Annotated in this window: 23 protein-coding genes and 2 tRNA genes; 19 read left to right on the forward strand and 6 right to left on the reverse strand. The window is 76.5% G+C overall.

The window, feature by feature from the left end:
- Positions 1-1,261: hypothetical protein (locus tag VEW93_08285; protein ID HYI61787.1), on the reverse strand; the 1,261-nt coding region annotated here is incomplete at its 3' end.
- A 178-nt stretch (positions 1,262-1,439) separates the two neighbouring features.
- On the opposite strand from VEW93_08285, the gene VEW93_08290 reads away from it, so the two are divergent.
- The 3 genes from VEW93_08290 (at position 1,440) to VEW93_08300 (ending at position 3,272) form a co-directional block, all read left to right on the forward strand.
- Positions 1,440-1,512, forward strand: a tRNA-Ile gene (locus VEW93_08290).
- A gap of 45 nt (positions 1,513-1,557) precedes the next feature.
- A complete protein-coding gene (locus VEW93_08295) occupies positions 1,558-2,250 on the forward strand; it encodes a hypothetical protein (GenBank protein HYI61788.1) in 693 nt (230 codons plus the stop codon).
- Complete coding sequence (locus VEW93_08300) at positions 2,247-3,272, forward strand: hypothetical protein (GenBank protein HYI61789.1); 1,026 nt, start codon at positions 2,247-2,249, stop codon at positions 3,270-3,272. The genes VEW93_08295 and VEW93_08300 overlap by 4 nt, the downstream gene beginning before the upstream one ends.
- On the opposite strand, the gene VEW93_08305 is transcribed toward VEW93_08300, so the two are convergent.
- The gene (locus VEW93_08305; protein ID HYI61790.1) at positions 3,167-3,736 is read right to left on the reverse strand and encodes a hypothetical protein; all 570 of its coding nucleotides are present in this window, start codon (positions 3,734-3,736) and stop codon (positions 3,167-3,169) included. The genes VEW93_08300 and VEW93_08305 overlap by 106 nt on opposite strands.
- 94 nt (positions 3,737-3,830) lie before the next feature.
- Between VEW93_08305 and VEW93_08310 the strand changes: the two genes are divergently transcribed.
- The 3 genes from VEW93_08310 to VEW93_08320 all read left to right on the forward strand — a co-directional run bounded on the left by VEW93_08310 (position 3,831) and on the right by VEW93_08320 (position 5,290).
- The gene (locus VEW93_08310; protein HYI61791.1) at positions 3,831-4,598 is read left to right on the forward strand and encodes an inositol monophosphatase family protein; all 768 of its coding nucleotides are present in this window, start codon (positions 3,831-3,833) and stop codon (positions 4,596-4,598) included.
- Positions 4,599-4,647: 49 nt separating this feature from the next.
- On the forward strand, positions 4,648-5,175 hold the full coding sequence (locus tag VEW93_08315) for an NUDIX domain-containing protein (protein HYI61792.1): 528 nt from the start codon (positions 4,648-4,650) through the stop codon (positions 5,173-5,175).
- Between the two features lie 38 nt (positions 5,176-5,213).
- Positions 5,214-5,290 (forward strand) — tRNA-Val (locus VEW93_08320).
- A gap of 21 nt (positions 5,291-5,311) precedes the next feature.
- On the opposite strand, the gene deoD is transcribed toward VEW93_08320, so the two are convergent.
- Together deoD and VEW93_08330 are read right to left on the reverse strand one after the other, a co-directional pair.
- Entirely contained in the window at positions 5,312-6,022 is a 711-nt protein-coding gene (gene deoD, locus VEW93_08325) for a purine-nucleoside phosphorylase (GenBank protein ID HYI61793.1), read from the reverse strand.
- A gap of 52 nt (positions 6,023-6,074) precedes the next feature.
- On the reverse strand, positions 6,075-6,290 hold the full coding sequence (locus VEW93_08330; protein ID HYI61794.1) for a hypothetical protein: 216 nt from the start codon (positions 6,288-6,290) through the stop codon (positions 6,075-6,077).
- Between the two features lie 61 nt (positions 6,291-6,351).
- Between VEW93_08330 and queG the strand changes: the two genes are divergently transcribed.
- From queG to VEW93_08385, 11 genes are all read left to right on the forward strand, one after another.
- Positions 6,352-7,545, forward strand: a complete 1,194-nt coding sequence (gene queG, locus VEW93_08335; protein HYI61795.1) for a tRNA epoxyqueuosine(34) reductase QueG — start codon at positions 6,352-6,354, stop codon at positions 7,543-7,545.
- A complete protein-coding gene (locus tag VEW93_08340; GenBank protein ID HYI61796.1) occupies positions 7,542-8,672 on the forward strand; it encodes a glycosyltransferase family 4 protein in 1,131 nt (376 codons plus the stop codon). The genes queG and VEW93_08340 overlap by 4 nt, the downstream gene beginning before the upstream one ends.
- Positions 8,673-8,816: 144 nt before the next feature.
- Positions 8,817-11,921, forward strand: coding sequence for a PKD domain-containing protein (locus VEW93_08345; GenBank protein HYI61797.1), 3,105 nt, complete (start codon positions 8,817-8,819; stop codon positions 11,919-11,921).
- An 83-nt stretch (positions 11,922-12,004) separates the two neighbouring features.
- Positions 12,005-13,216, forward strand: coding sequence for a hypothetical protein (locus VEW93_08350; GenBank protein ID HYI61798.1), 1,212 nt, complete (start codon positions 12,005-12,007; stop codon positions 13,214-13,216).
- Complete coding sequence (locus tag VEW93_08355; protein HYI61799.1) at positions 13,213-13,728, forward strand: hypothetical protein; 516 nt, start codon at positions 13,213-13,215, stop codon at positions 13,726-13,728. The genes VEW93_08350 and VEW93_08355 overlap by 4 nt, the downstream gene beginning before the upstream one ends.
- Positions 13,721-14,170, forward strand: a complete 450-nt coding sequence (locus tag VEW93_08360; protein ID HYI61800.1) for an SRPBCC family protein — start codon at positions 13,721-13,723, stop codon at positions 14,168-14,170. Before VEW93_08355 ends, VEW93_08360 begins: the two co-directional genes overlap by 8 nt.
- Entirely contained in the window at positions 14,167-15,378 is a 1,212-nt protein-coding gene (locus tag VEW93_08365) for a TRC40/GET3/ArsA family transport-energizing ATPase (protein HYI61801.1), read from the forward strand. The genes VEW93_08360 and VEW93_08365 overlap by 4 nt, the downstream gene beginning before the upstream one ends.
- 101 nt (positions 15,379-15,479) lie before the next feature.
- Positions 15,480-15,713: a hypothetical protein gene (locus tag VEW93_08370; GenBank protein HYI61802.1), complete on the forward strand. Its 234-nt coding sequence runs from the start codon at positions 15,480-15,482 to the stop codon at positions 15,711-15,713.
- 10 nt (positions 15,714-15,723) lie between these two features.
- Positions 15,724-18,318 (forward strand): hypothetical protein, encoded by a 2,595-nt coding sequence (locus VEW93_08375; protein ID HYI61803.1) that lies wholly within the window; start codon positions 15,724-15,726, stop codon positions 18,316-18,318.
- A 214-nt stretch (positions 18,319-18,532) separates the two neighbouring features.
- Positions 18,533-19,645, forward strand: a complete 1,113-nt coding sequence (locus VEW93_08380; protein HYI61804.1) for a hypothetical protein — start codon at positions 18,533-18,535, stop codon at positions 19,643-19,645.
- 6 nt (positions 19,646-19,651) lie between these two features.
- Positions 19,652-20,656, forward strand: coding sequence for an ROK family protein (locus tag VEW93_08385; protein HYI61805.1), 1,005 nt, complete (start codon positions 19,652-19,654; stop codon positions 20,654-20,656).
- A 12-nt stretch (positions 20,657-20,668) separates the two neighbouring features.
- On the opposite strand, the gene VEW93_08390 is transcribed toward VEW93_08385, so the two are convergent.
- Positions 20,669-21,166: an inorganic diphosphatase gene (locus VEW93_08390; GenBank protein ID HYI61806.1), complete on the reverse strand. Its 498-nt coding sequence runs from the start codon at positions 21,164-21,166 to the stop codon at positions 20,669-20,671.
- 32 nt (positions 21,167-21,198) lie between these two features.
- Between VEW93_08390 and VEW93_08395 the strand changes: the two genes are divergently transcribed.
- Entirely contained in the window at positions 21,199-22,377 is a 1,179-nt protein-coding gene (locus tag VEW93_08395; GenBank protein HYI61807.1) for an aminotransferase class I/II-fold pyridoxal phosphate-dependent enzyme, read from the forward strand.
- A 22-nt stretch (positions 22,378-22,399) separates the two neighbouring features.
- On the opposite strand, the gene VEW93_08400 is transcribed toward VEW93_08395, so the two are convergent.
- Complete coding sequence (locus VEW93_08400; protein HYI61808.1) at positions 22,400-23,017, reverse strand: TetR/AcrR family transcriptional regulator; 618 nt, start codon at positions 23,015-23,017, stop codon at positions 22,400-22,402.
- Positions 23,018-23,127: 110 nt separating this feature from the next.
- On the opposite strand from VEW93_08400, the gene VEW93_08405 reads away from it, so the two are divergent.
- Positions 23,128-23,805, forward strand: coding sequence for an ACT domain-containing protein (locus tag VEW93_08405; protein HYI61809.1), 678 nt, complete (start codon positions 23,128-23,130; stop codon positions 23,803-23,805).
- Positions 23,806-23,842 lie beyond the last annotated feature (37 nt).

The following is a 23,842-nucleotide window of genomic DNA, read 5'->3' on the forward strand; positions in this document are numbered from 1 at the left end:
GGGGGGTGTCGCAGTAGCCGGTGGTGGCGATGTGGTTGCGCCAGTAGGTGAGGTCGGCGGGTAAGGGCGTGATGCTCAGGAAGTCGGCGTAGGCGGCCTTGATCAGCTTGTCGCTCACCGTCGAGGTCGGCGCCGGGCAGGGATCGGGGGCGTCGCCCAGGTCGAGGTTGATGAACTGGGGCTGGTAGTCCTCGACCTGGGCGCTCGGGGTGTCCGGCGGGATGGCCCAGCAGTTCCGCCCGTAGCTCCACAGGCTGGCGTCGGCCGGGGACGCGACGTGGGGCACGGCGCCGTAGACGACCTCGGTCGCCCCGACGCCGCAGGCGCTGTGGGCCTCGGGTGGGGCGTAGGCCGTGGCGCCGACCGTGTAGGGGTCGACAGGCCCGTCGCTGGCCGCCCAGATGAAGCGGTCGGAGAAGACGGTGCCGGACCCCACGGTCACCAGGCCGCCATCGACCACCATCGACGACACCAGGAAGGGCAGCGGCGCGCCGTGCTCATCGATGAGGGGCACGGCGGAGGACTGGGACGTCGACCAACCGGTGCCGGTCCAGTACCGCCACGACGACAACGTCCGCAACGAGCCGGTGGGAACCCGGGCCACCACCGTGCGCAGGGTGTACACGTCCTGGGGCTGGAGGCCGTACAGGTAGTGGTGACTGCCGATGGTGAGGATGGTGGTGCCCCACGCTGGCTTGCCGTCCGAGGCGGGCAGGGTGACCGTCGAGCCGGTCTGGGTGAAGGTGGGCAACGAGAGCGAGATCACCGCGTTGGCCACGATCTCCCAGGTGGAGGCCACCCGCTCTTGGAGCAGCAGGTGGATGGTGGTGCCCTCCCTCACGCCGTGGGACAGCCAGTAATAGTGGTTGGAGCTCGCAGGCTTGAACCGGGCCGTGCGGTTGGGGCCGAGCAGCGTCTGGGTGCCCCCGGTCTCGTGGTCGAAGACCACCAGGGCGTTGTTGACGAGGTAGCCGCTCTGGCGGGTGCCGTCGGGGTTCACCGGGCCGACGAAGGGATCGTTGATCAGCAGCAGGGAGCGGTCGTCGCCGAGGGCGATGCTGGTGACGTTGTCGCCCCCGTTCAGTTCGTTGGCGTCGGCGCCATCGACGTAGCTGTCGACCAGGACGTTGAGCAGGCCGGCATCGCAGGCAGACAGCGGGGCCACGAGGGCGAGGGCGGCGACCAGGAGAGTCGCCCGGGCCCGGCGGCGGCGCGGAGCGACGCCCCGCTCGACGCACCCCCCTCCACCGATCTCGCCCATGACGCCCCCCGGTCCGGTGCCGACCTACCACCGCGCTCATAGCATAGTACGACACCATCTCGACCCGGACCACGGACTCCTGGACAGCGCCCGGGTCGCGGTTCGAGCCCCGCCCCGGAGCCAACGGCCGGCCCTCGGCGGAGCCGGGTTACGGTGGCCCGTCGCCCCTGGCGGCGACGGGCCTGTAGCTCAGTGGTCAGAGCAGGGGACTCATAATCCCTCGGTCGTGGGTTCGATCCCCACCGGGCCCACGCAGTTGCCGGTGCCGGCGGGCGGGGGGAGTACCGTGGCCGTCGATGGGCCCGGCCGACACCGATCTGCCGGTGCCGTCCCCGGCGGTCGGCGGGGACGGGCAGGTGTCGCCCCCCCGAACCCTGCTGGGCGTGGCCGCCGCCGTGGCCGTGGCCGCGTGGCTGGCCCGGGTGGCCACCGACGGCCCGGTCGAGACGGTGGCCGGCAGCGCCCTGGAGCTGGCCGCGCTGGTCGCCCTGCTGGCCTGGGCCGGGGCCCGCTGGCTGCCGATCCGTGAGGTGGCCGCCGGCATCGGACGCTGGCGCGTCGCCGCGGTGGTGGCCCTGGTGGTGGCCGTGCTGGCCGGCCAGCACCTCCGCCACGTCGACCTCTATCCCTTCGAGCCCTGGGACATGTACACCGAGCCGGTCGAGGCCTCCGGCTACCTCGAGCTGCGGATGCGGTCCGGGCGCCGCGACCTGGGGCCCCTGCCGCTGGCCGACGCGGTGCCCACCACCGCGGTGCGCGCCTACCTCAGCGGCCTGCAGCCCTACGCGGTGCGGGCCTCGGGCGGCGATGCCGAGGCCGAGGCGGTCGTCACCCGGGCGGTGCGGGCCGTGGTGGCCGAGCTGGGGCGCGACGACGTCGAGGTGGTGACGGCCCGACGCTGCGTGGTGCAGGAGCCGACGCGGGACGACCCCGCCGACTGCCAGGTGCTCCTGGACATCCCCGTCGATCCGGCGGGGACGGGGCCGTGATCCACGCCCGGGCCCGCGCCCCCCACCTGGCCGTCCTGCGGGTCACCGTGTTCGGCATCTGGTTCGTGACCGTGGCCCAGCTCCGGGTCCGGCAGTTCGCCACCATCCCCCCCGAGCTGGTCCAGCCGCCCGGGCTGCTGCGGGCCCTGCCCCTGGAGGAGCTGCTGGCCCGGCCCAACCTGCTCCAGGTGCTGCAGGTGGTGGCCCTGGTCGGCTGCACCCTGGCCGTGGCCGGCGTCCGGCCCTTCCCGGTGGTGGCGCTGCCCACCGTGGCCGTGCTGTTCGTGCTGGACGGGGCCATGAAGAGCGTCGGGGGCTTCACCAACCACGCCCAGACCGCGGTGCTGTACGCAGCGGGCATCCTGGCCGTGTTCCCGGCCGCGGATGCCTGGTCGGTGGCCCGCCGCCCGGCACCGGACCGGCGCTCGCCGTGGCTCCACCGGGCCCCCCTGGTCCTCTCGACCCTGGTGATCACCACCGCCTACACCATGATCGGCCTGCGCCGGCTGGTCGACGGCGGCCTGTCGCTGGTGACCGGCGCGTCGGTGGAGACCTGGCTGGTCAGCCGGTCGCTGGAGTACGGCCGCTACCCCTTCGACGACGGGCTGCTGGTGCTGGAGCACCGGTGGCTGCTGGGGCTGGCGGTGGCCGGCATGGCCCTCACCACCTGCTTCGAGAGCCTCAGCCTGCTGACCCTGCGGTCGGACCGGTTCCGACTGGTGTGGCTGGCGGTGATCGTGCCCTTCCACGTGGTGACGCTGTTCGCCATGCGCATCTTCTTCTGGGAGAACCTGATCCTGGTGGTGGTGCTCCTCACCGGCCTGCCCGACCGGCTGGTGGGCCTGGTCGAGCGTCGGCGGGCGCCGGCGGGCCGTGCGCCATTGAACCGGGCGCCCGCCAACCGGGCGGCGGCCCGTCAGTCGTCGGCGCCGAGCCAGCCCTCGCTGCGCTCCAGGAGCCAGCGGCTGACGTCCATGGCCCGGTCGAGCTCGGTGCACAGCAACTCGCGCTCGCCCACGTAGACCTCGGAGAGGGAGACCTCGACCCGGCCCACGATGCCGATGCTGCGGTCGGCGGCATCGGTGACCGAGGCGAAGGAGTCGATGGCCGAGACCTCCAGCGGCAGCTCGGTGCCCCCCACGCCGGCCAGGTCGGTGGCCAGCACCAGCAGGTCGGGCGAGAGGGCCAGCGGGGGCAACGACCACGAGAAGTGCAGCGGGAAGCGGTGCAGGTCCGGTGGATCCGCGCCCTCCTCCATCTCCAGCACCAGGTCCTCGAACGACAGCAGGACCCGGGGGTCGATCTCCAGGGCCAGGTGGATGTCGAGGGGGCCGCCGCAGGCCTCCTCGGGGTGGAGGTCGACCTCCCAGGCCTGGCGCAGCGAGTACGTCTCGACGAAGTGCCGCTCGTCGTGCACGTGGAAGCCGTGCGCGATGGCGTGCTCCTTCTGCTCGGCCACGAAGCCGGCGACGTCGATGACGGCCACTGCGTTCCTTTCGGGGGATCGGGCGGCGGCCAGCCTGCCATGCGGCGTGACGGGCCCGGAAGCCTCGCCCGGTGGCGACGCTACCGTGCCCGGCGTGACCGACGACGAGATCCTCGCCGTGCTGGGCGAGGCGGCGGCCGCCGTCGCCGCCGCCCTCGCCGCCACCCCCGACTGGGGCGAGGCGGGCACCCGCCCGGGCCAGCACCTGAGCGACCTGGCCGCCGACGAGGCCGCCATCGGGGTGCTGTCCGCCGCCGGCCTGTCCGTGTTCAGCGAGGAGAGCGGCCGCACCGGGGCCGACACCGACCTCACCGTGGTCATCGACCCCGTGGACGGCAGCACCAACGCCTCTCGGGGGGTGTCGTGGTGGGCCACCAGCCTGTGCGCCATCGACGACCGGGGTCCCCGGGTGGCCCTGGTCGACGACCTGGTGCACGGCACCCGGGCCACCGCCATCCGGGGCCGGGGGGGCGAGGCGGACGGCGCGCCCCTGGCCGCCAGCGGGTGCACGGACCTCTCCGCCGCCATCGTGGGCCTCAACGGGCTGCCGGCCCGCCACCTGGGCTGGGCCCAGTGCCGGGCCCTGGGCGCCGCCGCCCTCGACCTGGGGGCCGTGGCCTCCGGGCGCCTCGACGCCTTCGTGGACTGCAGCGGCGACGGCCTGGCCCCCTGGGACTACCTGGGTGCCGCCCTGCTGTGCGCCGAGGCCGGGGCCACCGTCCTGGCCCTCGACGAACGTCCCCTCCACGATCTGGGGGCCCCCGTCCGCCGCCCCGTGGTGGCGGCGGCCACCGCCGAGCTGGCCCACGAGCTGGCCGATCGCTACCGCCGGGCCGGCCCCCTGCCCCGCCTCGCCCCTTGAGGTGAGCAACGGTGCGTCGGGCCTGGTGGGGGGGCCGTAGGCTGCGCTGATGCACCCCGGGCTCCACCGCACCCTCCTCCGGGTGTTCCGGCGGCTGCCGACGTCGGCCCGGCGGCGGGTGGTGCGCACCATCGCCCCGTCGTACACGGTCGGGTCCATGTGCTTCGTCGAGCGCGACGACGGCGCCCTGCTCCTCGTGCAGCACTCCTACCGGCGGCGCTGGGGCGTCCCCGGCGGCCTGCTGGAGCGGGGCGAGGCCACGGCCGAGGCCGCCGTCCGCGAGGTGCGGGAGGAGGTGGGCGTGGACGTGGTGCTGGTGGGCGAGCCGGCCGTGGTGGTCGAACCGGACCCCCAGCGGGTCGACGTGATCTACCGGGCCCGGCTGGCGCCCGGGGTGGCCCCCGACGACGCCCACCCCTCCAGCCCCGAGATCGAGACCGTACGGTGGTTCCCGGCCGGGGCGCTGCCCGAGCTCCAGCACGAGACGGCCTGCGCCTTCGTGGCCCTGGCCCGGGCCCGGGGCACGAGCGAGGCCGACCACGTGGCCCAGCGGCTGGCCCGGGAGCGGACCGGGTAGCGTTCGCGGCCTCCGCACCGCACCGCCGGTGCCCGGCCGGGGGCGTAGCTCAGTTGGCCAGAGCGTCCGGTTTACACCCGGAAGGTCGTCGGTTCGATCCCGGCCGCCCCCACCAGACGCGTCGGCGGGACCGGCCTCAGGGGGCGACGGCCACGGCCAGGGCCAGGCGGGCCATGGCCTCGAAGCCGGTCTCGCGCTCCTGGATCGAGAGGCGCTCCCCGGTGGGGAGGTGGTCCGACACGGTGAGCAGGGCCAGGGCCCGGGCCCCGGTCTCGGCGGCCACGCCGTACAGCCCGGCGGTCTCCATGTCCACGGCCAGGGCCCCCAGGGCCGAGGTCCGGTCGTTGACCCCCAGGTCGGGGGCGTAGAACAGGTCGGAGGTGAACACGGGGCCGACCCGCACCGGCACGCCGGCCGCCTCGGCGGCGTCGACCGCGGCCCGGGCCAACCCGAAGTCGGCCACCGCGGCCAGGTCCAGGCCGCCGGAGCGGATGCGGTTGACGTTGGAGTCGGTCGAGGCCCCCAGGGCCACCACCACGCTGCGCAGGGGCAGGTCGGGGCGCAGCGAGCCGCAGGACCCGACCCGGATGAGGCGCTCGACGCCGTACTGGCGCACCAGCTCGGTGGCGTAGACGGAGACCGAGGGGATGCCCATGCCGTGGGCCACCACCGACACCGGCTGGCCCTGGTGGGTGCCGGTGAAGCCCTCCATGTTGCGCACGTCGGTGACCAGGCGGGCGTCGTCGAGCAGGGTCTCGGCGATGTGGCGGGCTCGGCGGGGGTCGCCGGGCATGAGGCAGACCGGTGCCACGTCGCCCGGGGCGGCGGAGATGTGGGGGGTGGGCACGGCGCCTCCGCGGTGGACGGACGGCCGACGGTAGCGGCTGGCCGCCGGGCTCTCAGGGGCCGGTGGCGGCCGTGGTCGAGTGGCGCAGGCCCGGTACCAGGCCGCCGTCGCCCAGGGCCCGGAGGGCCCGCAGCTCCGCCACGTCGACCACCACGGCGTCGTCGGGCTCGCGGGTGCAGATGAAGGTGACGACGCAGTCGGCGCAGGCCGGCGTGTGCTCGAGGGCGCAGTCGGCGCAGCTGATGCGGAGGGGTTCGGATCGGTCCACGAGGCGATCATGGCCAGGGGGTGTGACAGCGGGGCCCCCGGCCACGCACCATGGAGGCCCCATGGCCGCCGCCCGCCCCGCCCCCGCGCCCCCCGCCCCGCCCCGCCCGGCGCGTGCCGCGCTGGGCGACCAGGCCCTGGCCGCGGGCCGGGCCGCCGGCCTCGACGCGGCCGGCATCGCCACCGCCGAGCCCTTCACCGACACCCGGCGGGTCCTGGAGGAGCGGCGGGCCGCCGGCCTCCACGGGGGCATGGCCTTCACCTACCGCAACCCGGCGCGCTCCACCGACCCGCGGGCCGTGCTGCCCAGCGCCCGGGCCCTGGTGGCCGGGGCCCGGGCCTACGGCGGCGGCCCCCCGGCGGCGCCCACCGGTCCCGGCCCCCACGGGCGGGTGGCCCGGTACGCCTGGAGCGACCACTACGCCGCCCTGGCCGCCGCCCTGGAGGCGGTGGCCGGTGTCCTGCGGGATGACGGCTGGAAGGCGGTGGTGGTGGTGGACCGCAACGACCTGGTCGACCGGGCCGTGGCCCACCGGGCCGGCTTGGGCTGGTACGGCAAGAGCAGCCTGCTCCTCCTCCCGGGGGCCGGGAGCTGGTTCGTCCTGGGGGCCGTGGTCACCGACGCCCCGCTGGCCCCCACCGCCGAGGGGCCCGAGCCCGACGGCTGCGGCGGCTGCACCCGCTGTCTGGCCGACTGCCCCACCGGGGCCATCGTCGCCCCCGGGGTGGTCGACGCCCGCCGCTGCCTGGCCTGGGTGGTGCAGGCCCCCGGGGCCGTGCCCCGCGAGCTGCGGGCGCCCCTCGGCGACCGCATCTACGGCTGCGACGACTGCCAGGACGTGTGCCCGCCCAACCGGGTGGAGCTGCGCCGCCACCGAAGCGATGGAGCCCCGGTCCCCGAGCCTGCGTCCCGGGACCGGGGCGAGGGGCCGTGGGTCGGCCTCCTCGACCTGCTGGCCCTCGACGACGACACGCTGCTGGCCCGCCACGGCCGGTGGTACATCGCCGAGCGCGACCCCCGTCACCTGCGCCGCAACGCCCTGGTGGCCCTGGGCAACGTGGCCGATCCCGACGACCCGGAGGTGGCGGCGGCCCTGGAGCGGGTCCTGGCCGGCCCCGACGACCTGCTGGCCGCCCACGCCGCCTGGGCCGCCCGCCGCCTGGGCCGGGACGACCTGCTGGCGGCCCTGGGCCCGGACCGGGGCCCCGAGGTGCGGGCCGAGCTGGCGGCGCCGGCCCCGGAGGTCCGCCGGTGAGGCACCTGCTGGTCACCAACGACTTCCCACCCAAGCACGGCGGGATCCAGCAGTACCTGTGGGAACTGTGGCGCCGCCTGCCGGCGGGAGACACGGCGGTGCTGACCGCCGCCCACCCCGACGCGCCGGCCTGGGACGCGGCCCAGGGCTTCCGCATCGAGCGCACGCCCGAGCGGGTGCTGCTGCCCACCCGGTCGCTGGCCGCCCGCATCGACCGGCTGGCCGTCGAGGTCGACGCCGAGCTGGTCCTGCTCGACCCGGCCCTGCCCCTCGGCCATCTCGGCCCCCGCCTGGAGCGGCCCTACGGCGTGGTCCTCCACGGGGCCGAGGTGACGGTGCCGGGGCGGATGCCGCCCACCCGCCCGGCCCTGGCCCGCGTGCTGCGGGGGGCCCGGTTGGTGGTGGCGGCCGGCGGCTACCCGGCGGACGAGGCCGAGCGGGCCGCCCGCCAGGGGCTGCCGGTGGTGGTGGTGCCGCCCGGGGTCGACACCGAGCGCTTCACCCCGCTGGCCGAGGCCGAGCGGGCCGCGGCCCGGGCCCGCTGGGGGGTGCCGGCCGACGCCGAGCTGGTGGTGTCGGTCAGCCGCCTGGTGCCCCGCAAGGGAATGGACGTGCTCATCGACGCCGCCGCCCGGCTGGCCCCCGACCGCCCCCGCCTGCGGGTGGTGATCGGGGGCGGGGGCCGGGACGAGGCCCGCCTGACTCGCCACATCCGCCGTACCGGCGCCCCGGTGACCCTCCTCGGCCGCTTCGCCGAGGAGGACAAGCCGGCCCTGTGCGGCATGGGCGACGTCTTCGCCGTGCTGTGCCGCGACCGGTGGGCGGGGCTGGAGCAGGAGGGGTTCGGCATCGTGTTCCTGGAGGCCGCGGCCTGCGGCGTGCCCCAGGTGGCGGGGGCCAGCGGGGGAGCGGCCGAGGCGGTGGCCGACGGGGTGACGGGCACCGTGGTGGCCGACCCCACCGACCCCGGGGCAGTGGCCCGGGCCCTGGCCGCCTACCTGGACGACCCGGCCCGGGCCGAGGCCGAGGGCCGGGCCGCCCGGGCCCGGGCCGAGGCCGAGTTCTCCTACGACCGCCTGGCCCGATCCCTCCAGGACGCCCTGCCCACGGCCGACAGGCTGCGCTGACGGCGGGCGCCGCCACAGTGACGGAGCGTGGTTGCCTCTGGCATTTGACCGCGCTGCGTGGTAGATTGCCGCCGTCCACCACTCATAGTCACGTAGAGAATCATCACGACGACGTTCCGTGTCGTCGGAGAGGGAGAGAGACCCATGGGCCAGACGACCTCCGCGCCGGCCGACCCCCCCCGTCGGACCACGCGCCGCCGTCTCACCGCTCCCCGCCTGCTGGTGGTGGGGGCCCTCCTCCTGGGCGGCCTCGGGCTGGCCGGGGTCGAGCGCCCCCAGCCGGTGGCCGCCTCCGGGCCGGCCCACCCCACCCTGGTCAACCCCCTCCCGGCCAACACCACCCCCCACGTCACCAACGGTGACGTGAAGACGGTGGCCGTGGCCGGCGACACCGTGGTCCTGGGCGGCAACTTCACCGCCTCGACCGACCCCGACGGCACGCCCGTCAACCGGTCCTACCTCCTGGCCTTCGACCGCAGCACCGGCCGGATCCGCCGCGACTGGGCCCCCCAGCTCGACAACGAGGTGTTCAGCGTGGTGGCCGCCCCCGACGGCCAGTCGGTCTACGTCGGCGGCCGCTTCAACCGGGTCGACGGGCTGTCCCAGCTCAAGGTGGCCCGCATCTCCATCGCCGACGGCCGCCCCCTGCCCTTCAAGTCCGGGGTCAACGCCGTGGTCACCGCCATGGCCCTCTCCGGCGACCGCCTCTACATCGGCGGCGTGTTCGGCAACGTGCAGGGCCGCACCCGTCGCGTCGCCGCCCTGGACGCCCAGACCGGGACGGTGGACGACGACGTGGACGTCCCCTTCGCCGGCACCCACCGCGGCGGCGAGGGCAAGATCTGGCGCATCGAGGCCTCGCCCGACGGCCAGCACGTCGTGGTGGTGGGCAACTTCGCCACCGTGGGCGGCCAGCCCCGCAACCAGGTGGTGAAGCTGGACGTCAACGGCGACGGGCCGGTGACCCTCTCGCCCTGGTCCACCACCGCCTTCGCCGGCTACTGCGCCAGCTTCACCGACTACGTGCGCGACGTCTCCTACAGCCCCGACGGCTCGTACTTCATCGTCGTCACCACCGGGGCCAAGGGCACCGGCCTCAACGGCCAGTGCGACGCCGTGAGCCGGTGGGCCGACTCCACCACCGCCGGCGCCACCCCCCAGTGGATCAACTACTCCGGTGGCGACTCGCACTACTCGGTCGAGGCCACGGGGGCCGCGGTGTACGTCGGCGGCCACTTCCGGTGGTCCAACAACCCCTACGGCACCGACTCGCTCGGGCCGGGCGGCGTGGGCACCGAGGGCATCTCCGCCCTCGACCCCAGCAACGGCCTGCCGCTGTCCTGGAACCCGGGCCGAGACCGGGGCCAGGCCGTGTGGCAGATGGTGGCCACCCCCGACGGCCTCTACGTGGCCAGCGACACCGACCGCATCGGCCGGTGGTACTACCACGGCCGCATCGCCTTCTTCCCCCTGGCCGGCGGCCTGCCCGTGCCCCAGCCCGAGCGGGCCGGCCTGCCCGTCCAGCTCGACCAGTACGCCCCGGCCGGCGGTGGCAACCCGGCCCGCATCACCACCCGCGGCTACGACGGCTCCACCCTGGCCGCCCCCACCGCGGCGGTGGCCGACGCCTCGGCCCTCTCCGGCGCCCGGGCCGCCTTCGTGGCCGGCGGGGTGCTCTACACCGCCCACTCCGACGGCACCCTCCGGGCCCGCTCCTACGACGGGACCACCCTGGGCGCTCCGGTCACGGTCAACCTCCAGCGGATGACCACCTTCGCCTCCGACCTGGAGCGCATGAACGGCGCCGTCTACGACGACGGCCGGCTCTTCTACACCGTGAGCGGCTCGTCCACCCTGTACATGCGGTACTTCTCCACCGAGAACCGGGTGGTGGGGGCGGTGCGCTTCGACGTGTCCGGCTCCGGCGGCGGCGTGTCCTACAGCCAGGTCGGCGGCATGGTCCTGGCCGGCCCGCACGTGTACTACGTGGACCGCCAGGCCGGCACCCTGGTCCGGGCCACGTGGCGGCCCGGCGGCGGCATCGACGGGGCCACCCGCACCACCGTCAGCCCGGCCAACGCCAACGGCCTGAGCTGGACCGGCACCGTGCTGTTCGCCCGCCCGGGCCAGGTGTCCAACCAGCCGCCCACCGCCGCGGTGGCCGCCTCCTGCACCGGCCTGCGCTGCGACTTCGACGCCTCGGGCTCCACCGACGCCGACGGCGTGATCACCGGCGTGAGCTGGACCTTCGCCCCCGGCCAGACCGGCACCGGCACCACCACCAGCCACACCTTCGCCGAGCCCGGCACCTACACCGTCTCGGCCACGATCACCGACGACGACGGGGCCACCGCCATCGGCACCCGCACCGTCACCGTCACCGACCTGCCGCCCACCGCGGCCTTCACCGCCCAGTGCGACCAGGGGGCCTGCTCGGTCGACGGCTCCGGTTCCGACGACCCCGACGGCGACGTCGAGTCCTACGCCTGGGCCTTCGGTGACGGGGGCACGGCCACCGGGGAGACCGCCGTCCACTCCTACGACGAGTCGGGCACCTACACCATCACCCTCACGATCACCGGCGGGCGGGGCCGGACGGCCACCGCCACCCGGCAGGTCACCGTCACCGTCCCGGCCGGCCAGGGCTTCGTCGGCGTCAGCGGCACCACCGCCCAGACCACGGCCCTGACCCACCAGGCCACGGTCCCGGCCGACGTCCAACCCGGCGACCAGCTCCTGCTGACCGTGGCCTCCAACGCCGCCGGCACGGCCACCGTGACCCCGCCCTCGGGGTGGTCGGTGGTGGCCTCCGGCGGCACCGCCGGGGCCCGGGTGGCGGTGTTCGGCAAGGTGGCGGCGGCCGGCGACGCCGGCCGCGCCGTGGCCGTCCGGCTCGGCACCGCGGCCAAGGCGTCGGTCGGGGTCGCCGCCTACCGGGGCCTGGCCGTGGTCACCCCCGCCCCGGCGGTGGCCACCGGCTACCGCACGCCGACCACCACGGCGGTGCTGGGCGAGTGGGTCGTGTCCTTCTGGGCCGACAAGTCGGCCACCACCGCCGACCTGGCGCCCCCGGCCGGTGTCACCGAGCGCCGCTCCTTCATCGGCACCGGGGCCGGCCACGTGGCCGACCTGCTGGCCGACAGCGCCGGCCCGGTGGCCGCCGGGCCGGTCGGCGGGCTGGCCGCCACCCCCACCAGCGCGGTGGGCAACGCCATGGCCCTCACCATCCGCCTGGCCCCCACCCCCTAGCCCGGCCCGAGGGCCCGCCGAGGCCACCCGGCCCGGTCGCCGCCGAGTTCGACGGCGGCCGGGCGGCCGGGCAGGATCGGCGTGTGGTCCCCCCGCCCGCCCCGGCCCTGGCCCTGGTCCGGGCCGTCCGGGCCCACGGCGACCGCCCGGCAGCCCCCGGCCCCGGCGCCCCGTCGTGGCGGGCCGTGGCCGACGATGCCCGCCACCTGGGCCTCGGCCTGCGCGACGCCGGCCTGGCGCCGGGTCGCCGGGCCGTGGTCGAGGGCACCGGCCTGGCCCCCCACCAGGTGCTGGAGCGGGAGCTGGCCGTGCTGTCCACCGGGGCCGTCCTGGCCCTCGACCCCGGCGACGAGGTGTCGCCGGTGGCCGTGGTGGGAGCCGACGAGCTGCGGGTCGAGGGCGCGGCCGGGCCCGTCACCTGCGACGTGGACCGGCTCCGGCGCCGGGGCCGAGCGGTCGACGCCGAGGCCCCCGACCGCTACGAGGCCCTCCTGGCCGCCCTCGACCCGGCCGATCCGTCCGTGGCCCTCCCCGGTCGCCAGGCCACCGGGGCCGAGGTGACCTGGGCCCTGCGGGCCGTCGACCGGTGGCTGGCCCCGGCCTTCGACGGCGAGGGACCCGGACCCGTGCTGGTGGTCGACGACGGGCCCGGCCGCGGGGCGGCGGCCGTCCTGGGCCGCTGGTGGCCGGCCCGGGCCGGCGCCCCCCTGGTCGACCCGGGGACCGACCCGGCCGAGGCCGCCCGCCGGGCCGGGGCCACCGTGGTGGTGGCCGGACCCGGGCACTGGCGGGCCGTGGCCGCCGGCCTGCGCGACGCCGGGGCCCGTTCCCGGGCCACCGCCGCCCTGCTGCGCCGGGGCCGGGTGGTGGCCGCCGGCGAGCCCGCCGGGCCCGTCGAGCGGGCCGGCCTGGCCGCCACCCGCCGCTGGGTCGGCGCCGGCCTGCGCGACGTCGCCGGCGTGGCCGGCTTGCGGGCCGGCGTGGCCTGGGACGGCCTCGACCCGGTCGACGCTCGGGACCTGGCCGCGGCCCTGGTGCCGGTGGTGCCCACCTGGTGCGTGGCCGGGGCCCTGGCCCCCGTGGCCTCCGCCCCCGTGGCCCGGCCCGAGCCGGCGTCGGGCTGGGGCCGGCCCCTCCCGGGCCGGGACGTGGTGGCCGACGGGTCCCGGACCACCATCCGGGGCGGTGACCTCCCCGGCGGCCGGCTCACCCTGGTCGCCCGTACCGCGGTCGACGGCCGGGGCCGGGTGCGGCTGCCCCGCCCGCCCCGGGGCCCGGGCGGGGGAGCGGCGTGACCGGGCCCGCCCCCCGGCCGTGGGAGCGGCGCGGGCCCGCCGGCGACGGCCGCCTGCTGGTCCGCCTGTCGTGGGCCGGCACCGCCGTCTCGTGCGTCACCGCGGTGGCCAACGCCGTCACCGGCGACCGCGACCACTACCTCCTGTCCGCGGCGCCGGCCCTGGCCATGCTGGTCCTGGGCAGCTTGGCCTTCCTGGCCGCCTTCGCCCTGGCCGTCGAGCGCAGCCGGACCGAGGCCATCGGGGTGGGCGGCCTCTACTTCCTGTCCGGGTGCGCCCCCCGGGCCGTCCAGGCCACCATGCTGGCCTCGGTGGCGGTGCAGACCGTCGTGCCCCTGGCCGTCACCCTGGTGCGCCCGTTCGTGGCCTTCTCGGTGCTGGCCCCGGTGTGGTCGCTGGGCCTGGCCGGCCTGTGGGGAGCCCGTCACGGCACCTTCCCGCCCCGGCCGGCGGCCGATGGGCCAGAATGCGACCCGGACGATCGGCGAACGGAGGCTCCCACCGATGGGTGATTCGGTCCGAGAGCACATGACGATCGAGGCGCCGGTCGAGGACGTCCTGGCCGTCATCCTCGACATCGAGCGGTACCCCGAGTGGGCCCGCGACCTCAAGGAGGCCGAGGTGCTGGCCCGCGACGACGAGGGGCGGGTGGCCGAGGCCCGCTTCCGGGCCGCCGGCTTCGGCTACAGCACCCAGTACACGCTGGCCTACGACCACTCGGCCGAGGGCGTCCTGTCCTGGCGGCTGACCGAGGGCGACGTCACCCGCAAGCTCGACGGCCACTACGAGCTGGTGGGCCACGACGACGGGACCACCGAGGTGGTCTACGAGCTGGAGGCCGAGCTGGTCCTGCCCCTGCCCGGCTTCGTGAAGCGCCGGACCGCGGCCAAGATCACCCACACCGCGCTGCGCGAGCTGAAGGCCCGAGTCGAGGTGGGCGGGGCGAGCGGGTGACCGGCCCCCGGCCGGGCCGCACCCTCCTCTTCACCGGGAAGGGCGGGGTGGGCAAGACCACGGTGGCGGCGGCCACCGCGGTGCGCTGCGCGGCGGCCGGGGCCCGAACCATCGTGCTCTCCACCGACCCGGCCCACTCCCTGGCCGATGCCCTGGACGTGCCCCTCGGCTCCCGGCCCACCGAGGTCACCCGCAGCCTGTGGGGCCAGCAGCTCGACGCCCGGGAGCGCATGGAGGAGGCCTGGGCCGACATCCAGGAGTGGCTGGTCGACGTGTTCGAGTGGGCCGGTGTGGGCGGGATCGAGGCCGAGGAGCTGGCCCTCCTGCCCGGGCTGGAGGAGATCTTCGGCCTGGTCGACATCAAGGCCTACGCCGAGGGCGGCGAGTGGGACGTCATCGTGGTCGACTGCGCCCCCACGGCCGAGACCATCCGGCTCCTGTCCCTCCCCGACGTGCTGCGGTGGTACATGGAGCGCGTCTTTCCCACCAGCCGGCGCCTGCACCGGGCGCTGGCCCCGGTGCTGTCCCGGGTCACGTCGCTGCCGGTGGCCGGCGACCGGGTGTTCGGCTCGGCCGAGCGCTTCTACGCCCGCCTCGACGGGGTCAAGGAGGTGCTGGCCGACACCGAGCGGACCAGCGTCCGCCTGGTGGTCAACCCCGAGAAGATGGTCATCGCCGAGGCCCGCCGCACCGCCACCTACCTGGCCCTGTTCGGCTACGGCATCGACGCCGTGGTGGCCAACCGCCTCCTGCCCGACTCCGTGTCGGACCCGTGGTTCGACCGCTGGAAGGCTCTCCACGCCCAGCACCTGGCGGCCATCGAGGAGGGCTTCGCCCCCCTCCCGGTGCTCCGGGCCGACCTGGCCGACGAGGAGGTGGTGGGCCTGGACCGCCTGGCCGACCTGGGCCAGGTGCTCTACGGCGACAGCGACCCGGCCGCCCGCCTGCACGACGGGGCGCCGCTGCGGGTGGTGGGCCGGGGCGACGACGTCGAGCTCCAGCTCGACCTGCCCTTCGCCGACCGCGACGACATCGACCTGGGCCGCCACGACGACGAGCTGCTGGTGGCCGTGGGCCCCTACCGGCGGGCCGTCGTCCTGCCCGACTCGCTGCGCCGCCGGCCGGTGGCCGGGGCGGTCCTGCGGGACGGGTGCCTGCACGTGACCTTCGGGGCCGAGCGCCGGGCCGCGGCGGCCGGCAGCCGGTGACCGGCGCCACGCCCGGCGGGGGCGACACCGGCGATCAGGGCCCCGATCCTCAAGAAGGGCGGCCCGGGGACCGATCGAAGGAGGAGCGGCCGCCCCCTGGGGTGGACGCCCTGCAAGCAGCGGCCCGGGAGGCGATCCACGCCACCCGCGCCCTCCTCGACGCCGCGGAGGCCCTGGTGGACGACCCCGAGATGGTGGAACGCATGGGATCGATCGTGCGCGCCGCCACCGGCGCCGCCACCCGGGCGGCCCGCAGCGCGGCGGGAGGGACCGGCCCCGGCCGGGACGAGGGGCCCGACGACGGGGACGGGGTGCAACGCATCCCGGTCACCTAAGGAGCGCACGATGAGGATCCTTCGACTCACCGGGTCGACGCCCCGCATCTGGGGCATCGACCTGCACCCCCGGCTGACGGTGGTCCACGGCCTGGCCCCCGAGGTCGCCGGCCCCGTCCGGGCCGCCATCGACGCCATCGTCCGGGCCCGCATCAGCGGTCCCGAGCTGGCCGCCGCCGGGCTGGGCGGCACTGTGCTGGTGGGCGACGCCGAGATCCCCCTGGAGGACGTGGCCGAGCGGGCCGCGGGCCTGGTGCCCACCACCCCGCTGGTCGGCTCGGACCTGGTGGCTCCGGCCGCGGCCCTGGCCGCCGGCCGCCAGCGCGCCCTCGACGACGCCCTGGCCCAGGCCCGCGACGCCCTGGCCGACGCCGAGTCGGCCCTGGCCGTGGCCCGCCGCGACTGGGACGACGCCCGCACCGCCCGCGCCACCCGCCTGCGCGACGGCTGGCGCGACCGCGAGGTGGCGGTGGCCGCCCTGCGCGCCGCCCGCGACCAGGCCGCCGATGCCGCCGCCTCGGCCGCCACCCCCGAGCTGGCCCCCCGCCCGCCCGCCGCTGCCTGGGCCGACGACGAGGTGGCCCGCCTGGCCGGGACCCGCCTCCAGGCCGCCCGGGCCGCCCGTGACGCGGCGGCCGCGGCGGTGGCCGAGGCCGAGGAGATCCAGGCCCGGCACCGGGCCGCCACCGCCCGCACCGTGGCCGACGTCGAGGCCCTGCGGGCCGAGCTGGCCGACGTGGAGCGCCAGGCCCTGGCCCTGGCCGCCGCCCCCGCCGCCACCGAGGCCGAGCGCCGGGCCCTGGCCGAGCGCCGGGCCCAGATCGTGGCCGAGGCGGCCGCCCTCGCCCCCCAGCCCACCGATCGCGTGGTCGCCGCCCTGGCCGCCAGCGAGACCCACGGCGGCATCGCCGCGGTGGAGGCGGCCCGGGTGGCCGTCGAGTGGGAGCGGGTGCGGGACCTGGTGGCCGAGGCCGAGGCCGCCCCGCCGCCCGAGATCGCCCCCCCGGCGCCGCCCGCGCCGCCCGCCCCGCCCTCGGCCAACGGCCGGGCCGCGGCCGGTCCCTCGCCCGAGCTGGAGGCCCGGGCCCGGGCCTCCCACGACCGCCTGGCCTCCGCCCGCCGGGCCCTGGCCGAGGCCAGCGGGGCGTCGCCCCTGGAGCCGTCCGAGGTCGAGGCCCTGGAGGCCGCCCACGCCGAGGTGCTGGCCGCCTGGGAGGGCAGCGAGCGCCGCATCGGCGTGGGCAAGGCCCGGCGCCGGCTGGAGGAGGCCCAGCTGGCCGAGCGGGAGATCCTGGCCCGCATGGGCTTCGCCAGCTACACGGAGTTCATGGTCTCGGGCCGGGCCTCGGGCCTGCCGTCCCAGCTCGACACCGAGGAGGCCCGGCGGGAGCTGGTGGCCGCCGAGGAGGCCGTGGCCGCCGCTGACGCCGACCTGGCCGCCGAGGCCGTGGCCATCGCCGAGGCCGAGCGCCGCGCCGCCGCCCCGGCGACGACCCCCCCGCCGGTGGCTGCCGCCCCCGAGTGGGACGCCACCGCGGCCCGGGGTCGCCTGGTCGAGACCCTGGCCGCCCTGCGGGCCCGGGCCGCCGACCTGCTGGGCGAGGATCCCGGCGACGACGTGGCCGGGGTCCTGCGGGACCGCATCGCCACCGACCCCCTGCCGGACCTGCGCATGGCCCTGGACGAGGTCGGCGTCCCGCTGGCCGAGATCATGGACCGCGGCGAAATACAGGTCCGGGGCCGGGCCTGGGTGGCCCGCCAGGAGGACGCGGCCCGCAAGGCTGCGGCCCTGGCCGCCGACCGCCTCCGCATCGAGGACGAGCTGGCCCGACTGGACGCCCAGGACGGCGCCCGAGCGGCCCTGGCCGCCCTGGCCCGCCACCGCGACGACCTCCGGGCCGCCGTGGCCGAGGGTGAGGAGGCCCTGGGGGCGGCGGCCGGGGCCGACGAGCGCCTGGCCCACGACCGGGCCGAGCTGGCCCGGGCCGAGGAGGAGCTGGCCCAGACCGAGGCGGCCCTCGCCGCCCGCCCGGCCCCCGCTCCCGCCCCCGGCTCGACGCCCGACATCCCCGCCTCCCGAGTGGACGTCGACCTGGTGCAGCTCGAGGCCGAGGCCCGGGACGCCCAGACCGCCCTCGACGTGGCCGTGTCCCACCTGCTGCCGGCCGGCGGCCGCTCGGGCGCCGATCCCGACGTCGAGGCCGATCGGGCCCTGGGCCGGGCCGAGGCCCGGATCGCCCTGGCCCGCATGGAGATCGCCAGCCTGGAGCAGATCCGGGCCGAGCGGGCCGGGGGCGACGAGCCCCCCTCGCCCGTCGACGCCGACAGCGTGGCCTGGCGCCTCCTGGCCCGCATGGCCTCCCAGCGCGAGGCCGCCGTCGCCGGCGGGCCCGGGCCGGCGCCCCTCCTGGTCGACGAGCCCTTCGCCGGCCTGGCCGCCACCGACGTGGTGCGGGTGCTGGAGGCCATCGCCGGGCCGGCCTCGGCCGTGCAGGCCATCGTCCTCACGGCGTCGCCCGAGGCCCTGGCCTGGGCCCGTGACGCCGGGCCGGACCGGGTCGGGGTGGTCACCGCGGCCGCCGCCGCCGGCTACGCCGCCCGCTGATCCGCCCGCCGGGCGCCCATCCGGCAGCGGGGGGCGCTCGCGCTGCCTAAGGTGCGGTGATCGAGCACGCGGACGGCATGCCCTCGCTGAGCCATGGCCCCCACCGGCCAGGCCGCGACGTGCCCACCGGCCGGGGTGCCGGTCCTCACGGGCCGTGCTCGACGACTCGGGCCGAGCCCCGGCGCGCCCGTCCCCCACGACGAGGAGGAGCTACGTGACAACCATCTCCGATGCGACGTTTCGCACCCTGGCCGGCTTCCGGCCCGAGGGTGTGCCGGTCACCTCCTGTTACCTGGACGTCGACGGGCGCCGCCTCGTCACCCAGCGCGACCTCGACCAGGAGCTCGACGGCGTCCTCCGGGCCGCCCGGGCCCGGGCCAACGGCACGGCGTCGGTCCACCAGGACCTGGCCCGCATCGAGAGCTACGTGAAGGCCGGCTTCGACCGCTCGCGGGTGCGGGGCCTGGCCCTCTTCTCGTGCGCGGAGCAGGACCTGTGGGAGGTGGTGGCCCTGCCCGTGCGGGTGCGCAGCCGGGTCGTGGTCAACGACCAGCCCGCCCTGGGCCAGCTGGAGGCCATCGCCGAGGTGCAGCGCCGCTTCGGGGTGCTGCTGGTCGACCGCCAGCGGGTGCGCATGTTCGTCTTCGAGCTCGACGAGCTGGTCGAGCACACCGAGGCGACGGGGGAGTCGGCCCGCGACTACGACACCCGGGGCGACCGGGAGCGGGGCGACGTCACCGCCCACGTCGAGGCCCTCACCTCCCAGCACGTGCGCCGGGCCGCGGCGCTGGCCTTCTCGATCTACCAGGAGCACGGCTTCGAGCACCTGTGCGTCGGCGCCCCCGACGACCTGGCCGGCGAGGTCGAGGCCGCCCTGCACCCCTACCTGCGGGACCGGCTCTGCCCGCGCCTGTCGGTCACCCCCCAGGCGCCCGTGGACGCCATCGCCCGGGCCGTGGCGGCCATGGAGGAGGCGGTGGAGCGGTCCCGCGAGGAGGCCATGGTGACCCGCCTGCTCGACGCCGTCGGGGCCGGGGGCCGGGCCGTCACCGGCCTGGTCGACACGCTGGCCGCCCTGGCCGAGCGCCGGGTGGAGCACCTGGTGGTGTCCGACACCTTCGCCCAGGAGGGGTGGAGGTGCGACGCCACCGGCGCCCTGCTGGCCGTGCGGCCCCACCGGGAGGACGACGCCTCCCTCCGGCCCGTGGAGGACGTGGTCGAGGAGGCCATCGACGATGCCCTGGGCCAGGGGTCCAAGGTGGAGATGGTGGTCGGCAACGCCGATCTCGACGTGCACGGGGGCATCGGCGCCCTGCTGCGCTACTAGGCCGTCGTGACCCAGCCCACGACCGGGGGCCCACCCGGCGCGCCCCTGGTCGTGGGGCTCGACCTCGGCGGGACCAAGCTCCTCGGCCTGGCCCTCGACCCGGGCTACGACGGCTCCGAGCCGGTGGCCGAGGAACGGGTCCCCACCCCGGCCGGCACCGAGGCCGTGCTCGACGCCATGGCCGGCCTGGCCTCGTCCCTGCGCGACCAGGTGCAGGCCACGGGCCGGGAGGTGCGGGCCGTGGGCCTGGGGGCGCCGGGCCTGGTGGACCGGGCCGGCACCTTCCGCTTCGGGCCCAACCTGCCCGGCGTGGTCGGCATCCCGGTGGCGGCCGAGCTGGGGGAGCGGCTGGGCCTGCCCGTGGTGGTGGACAACGACGCCACCTGCGCGGCGTGGGGCGAGCACGAGCGGGGCGCGGCCCGGGGCCGGAACCACTCGCTGGTCATCACCCTGGGCACCGGCATCGGCGGGGGCGTGACCATAAAGGGCGAGATCCTGCGGGGGGCCTACGGCTTCGCCGGCGAGTTCGGGCACATGGTCGTCGACCCGGACGGGCCGGAGTGCCCTTGCGGGCGGCGCGGGTGCTGGGAGCGCTACGCGTCGGGCACCGGCATGGGCTGGCTGGCCCGGGAGGCGGTCCGCACCGGCGCCGTGGGGCCCGAGCCCGGCTTCGTGGCCGAGGCCGGCGGCGACGTCGAGGCGGTGCGGGGCGAGCACGTGGTGGCCGCGGCCCGGGCCGGTGACGTGGGGGCCAGGGTGGTCCTCGACACCTTCGCCGACTGGCTGGGGCTCGGGCTGGCCAACCTGGTCAACGTCCTCGACTCGGAGATCGTGGTGGTGGGGGGCGGTGTCTCCGAGGACGCCGACCTGTACCTCGACCGCACCCGGGCCGCCGTGCGCCGCCACCTCTTGGGCGCCGAGCGCCGCCCCCGGGTGCCCATCGTGCCCGCCCGCCTGGGCGAGCGGGCCGGCGCCGTCGGCGCCGCCCTCCTGGCCGCCCTCCGCACCTGAGGCTGTCGACCGTCAGGTGTGGTAGCCGGTGTCGATGGCGCGCTGGAGGCTGGAGGCGATCTCGACCCGGGCCTCCTCGGCGCCCTGGAAGCCGCGGGTGTCGGCCCACTTCCCGGGCTCCAGGGCCTTGTAGATCATGAAGAAGTGCTCGATCTCCTTGGTGAGGTGGTCGGGCAGGTCGCCGATGTCCTGCACGTGGTCCCACCGGGGGTCGCCGGCCACGACGCAGATGATCTTGGCGTCGGGCCCGGCGTCGTCGGTCATCCAGAACACGCCCACGGGCCGGCACCGGATGAGGCAGCCCGGGAAGGTGGGCTCGTCCAGCACCACCAGGGCGTCCAGGGGGTCGCCGTCCTCGCCCAGGGTGCGGTCCACGAACCCGTACTCGGCGGGGTAGACGGTGGCCGAGAACAGCCGCCGATCGAGCTTGATGCGGCCGGTGGCGTGGTCGAGCTCGTACTTGTTGCGGCTGCCGCGGGGGATCTCCACGATCACGTCGATCTGGTCCATGGCCCCGATCATGGCGGCAGTAGGGTGCCGCGATGGAGTTCCGTCGGATCTCGGACCTGCCCCCGTACGTGTTCACCATCATCGACGGGCTGAAGGTGGCGGCCCGGCGGGAGGGCGAGGACGTCATCGACCTGGGGTTCGGCAACCCCGACCTGCCGTCGCCCGAGATCGCCGTCGAGAAGCTGGCCGAGGCGGCCCGCAACTCCCGCAACCACCGCTACTCCTCCAGCCGGGGGCTGCCCAAGCTGCGGGAGGCGGTGGCCGACCTGTACATCCGCCGCTTCGGCGTGGCCCTCGACCCCGAGCGCGAGGTCCTGGCCACCATCGGGGCCAAGGAGGGCTTCAGCCACCTGATGTGGGTGCTGCTGGGCCCCGGCGACTCGGCCCTGGTGCCGTCACCCTCGTACCCCATCCACATCTGGGGCCCGCTCTTCGCCGGCGCCGGGGTGCAGTACATCCCCATGGGCGGGGGCGACCGGGACCTGATCGGCGAGATCACCGAGGCCATCGACAGCGCCTGGCCCCGGCCCCGGGTGCTGGTGGTGTCGTTCCCCCACAACCCGACGACGACGTGCGTGGACCTCGACTTCTTCCAGGCCCTGGTCGACCTGGCCCGGGAGAAGGAGATCTTCGTCGTCCACGACAACGCCTACGCCGAGCTGGGCTTCGATGGCTTCCAGCCTCCGTCCATCCTCCAGGCCGAGGGGGCCAAGGAGGTGGCCGTCGAGCTGTACTCGATGACCAAGTCCTTCTCCATGGCCGGGTGGCGCATGGCCTACCTGGTGGGCAACGCCGAGGTGGTGGCGGCCCTCCAGAAGCTCAAGTCGTACCTGGACTACGGGGCCTTCCAGCCCATCCAGATCGCGGCCACCGTCACCCTCAACGAGGACCAGGACCACCCTCGCGAGGTGCAGGAGATCTACCAGCGCCGGCGCGACACCCTGTGCGACGGCCTGGCCCGGGTGGGCTGGGAGATGGACCCGCCCCGGGGCACCATGTTCGCCTGGGCCCCCATCCCCGAGCCCTACCGGGAGATGGGCTCGGTCGAGTTCTGCTCGTTCCTGGTCCGCGAGGCTCACGTGGCCACCTCCCCCGGCGTGGGCTTCGGCCCCGGCGGCGAGGGCCACGTCCGCTTCGCCCTCATCGAGAACGAGCAGCGCATCGGCCAGGGCATCCGCAACCTCAAGCGCGCCCTCACCAAGCTGGGCTGACCGCCGCTCGCCGGCCGGTCGTTCAGGCGGCGGGGGCGGGGAGGCCGAGGATGCCGCCGATGCAGAAGCGGACGGCGGCGTCGATGACCGGCTGGGGGTCGGCACTGGGGTCGGCGTGGATGCGGGCCGCGCACAGGTGCTGGGTCACGCCGACCACGGCCCGGGCCAGCAGGTCGGGGTCGCCGTCGGGGATGCGGCCCTCGGCGATGGCTCGGCGCAGGGCGACGGCGGCGTCGTCGGCGGCCACGTCCTCGCCCTTGCGGATGCCGGGGGCGAAGCGCTCCTCGGTGGCCGCGAAGCGGATGAGGGTGATGACGTCGCGGTGCTCGGCCATCCACTCCATGCCGGCCCGGATGCCCCGCTCCAGTTGCTCCACCGGGTCGTCGATCCCGGCGATGGCGTCGCGCTGGTGGCGGCGCCGGGCCAGCTGCCCGTCGCGCAGGATCTCGGTGAGCAGGGCCTCCTTGGACGAGAAGTACCAGTAGAAGACGCCCTTGCCCACGCCCACGGCGTCGACCACGTCGGCCACCGAGGTCGGGTGGTAGCCCTTCTCGGCGAACAGGCGAGTGGCCACCTCGATGATCTGGCGCCGCCGCTCCTCGCCCCGGGCGGTGAGCCGGCGGTCGGCAGCGTCGTCCATCGGCCCCACGGTACAGCCTTGACCATCTGGTCAAGATGATGGCGAGCCGGCAACAGCGGCTTCCCGGGACGGAAACACGTGGTTCACACGCCCTCCGTAGGGTCCGGCCCATGGAGACCTACGTCGTCCGAGTGTGGCTGCCCGACCGGCCCGGTGCCCTCGGTGCGGTGGCCAGCCGCATCGGGGCGGTGCGGGGCGACGTGGTCGGCATCGACATCCTGGAGACCGGCGACGGCGTGGCCGTGGACGAGCTGGTCGTCCGCCTGCCCCAGGAGTCGCTGGTCGACCTGCTGGTGGGCGAGATCCAGGAGGTGGACGGGGTCACCGTCGAGGACGTGAAGCGGGCCGACGCCACCGGCCGCGACCCCCGGCTCGACGCCCTGGAGACGGCGGCCATCCTCTGCGGCGCCGACACCATGGACGAGCTGCTGCGGGCCCTGGTGGTCCACGGGTCCCGCACGCTGGGCGCCGAGTGGTCGGCGGTCGTCGATCTGGGCGACGGGGCGGTGCGGGCCACCTGGGGCCCGGCCCCGCCCACGGCCTGGCTGTCGGCCTTCGTGCACGGCGCCCGGGCCGGCGGGGCCGACGCCACCGGCGGTGACGACGTGGCCTGGGCCCCGCTCCCCGGGGTCGACCTGGCCCTGGTGGCCGGCCGGGCCGGCACCCCGTTCCGGGCCAAGGAGCGCCGGCAGGTCGCCGCTCTCGCCCGCGTGGCCGGCACCCGGGCCCGCGAGGTCGGCCGCGAGCGTGCCCAGCGGGCCCACCCCACCACCCTCAGCACGCCCTGACCACCGGCCCCACCCGAGGAGATCCCGTGCGCACCCC

Source organism: Acidimicrobiales bacterium, assembly GCA_035630295.1.
In the GTDB taxonomy this organism is placed as follows: Bacteria; Actinomycetota; Acidimicrobiia; order Acidimicrobiales; family Iamiaceae; genus Iamia.